1 protein-coding gene and 1 pseudogene are annotated in these 992 nt (G+C 57.7%); both read right to left on the bottom strand.

The annotated features are described in order from the left end of the window. Positions 1 to 243 precede the first annotated feature (243 nt). Positions 244 to 444: a hypothetical protein gene (locus tag DID96_RS37805; protein ID WP_124604406.1), complete on the bottom strand. Its 201-nt coding sequence runs from the start codon at positions 442 to 444 to the stop codon at positions 244 to 246. Between the two features lie 428 nt (positions 445 to 872). After that, positions 873 to 992: pseudogene (locus DID96_RS37800) on the bottom strand (IS30 family transposase); the annotation flags it as partial.

Raw genomic sequence — 992 nt, 5'->3', positions numbered from 1 at the left:
GATCACCAGCCACCCACCAGGCCCGGTGACAGCACCCCCCGGATCATTGAAGCGACTGGGGGCGGGAATCATGCCGGGCCTGGCTGGCCAAATCCCCGATTATCGGGGAGCGAAGATAGTAACGGGGAGGGCTATACCGAAGTTGGAAGGCTGCCGACATCGCGGTATCACGCCCCCACATTGCAGACGCGATGCCCCCGTTTGCTCGGGGGCACATTATCTAAAGAATGTGTCGGCTCGTTCTTAGTCGACAATCCAATCCCAAAGAGCGCCAACCGCCTTGGCTGCGACGATACCTGCCCCTACGGTAACCGCCGCTACTGCAACAGGCGCCTCGATTGGCAGCAGTGCAACCGCAGCAGCCCCAGCAGCCACTCCGGCAACTTGTTTCATCGTTTTCTTCATATCGGCATCATCGCCGAAATCAACTTGCGGAATACTCATTTCTCTTTTCTCCTTGCGTTACCGATTCACGGGAACCCTCAATGCCCAAGCGGCCCCATCACGATTAACGGCACAGCGTCGAACATCTTTAGTCGCCGACAACACATAAAGAAAAGCCGGCGATAAGGCCGGCCGTCCTCACCTCATTGTGCGTACAAGTAGCGACGCGGCGAGTCCCTTACTCGTAGCATCAGCCAATTGCCGAATGACGGCACGACACTGATAACGCGACGTCCAGATCGCGCCGCGATGACGGGCCGTTCTGGGGCGACAACACACATTCACTGGCGGTGACAGCGGACATTCACGGCCGTGGTGCTCCGGACGTCCGGAAAGGGACCTGTAGCTTGCACAACGAGTCACCTCCCCGAACGTCCGCAAAGGCCGAACTTCCGTCCCAGACTGAAAGGCAACTGTCAACTGCGGATTCAACCCGTCGATGCAACGAATTGATGAAAACGCTCAGCCGGTGTATCAAAGTCTAGTGTTTTTCGCGGACGCTCATTAAGCCGCCTGGCAACAGCGTTGAGCTTGGCCTGGGAATAGGC

Source organism: Burkholderia sp. Bp8963 (assembly GCF_003854275.1).
Classification (GTDB): domain Bacteria; phylum Pseudomonadota; class Gammaproteobacteria; order Burkholderiales; family Burkholderiaceae; genus Burkholderia.
This window is presented reverse-complemented; position numbering and strand designations above follow the sequence as displayed.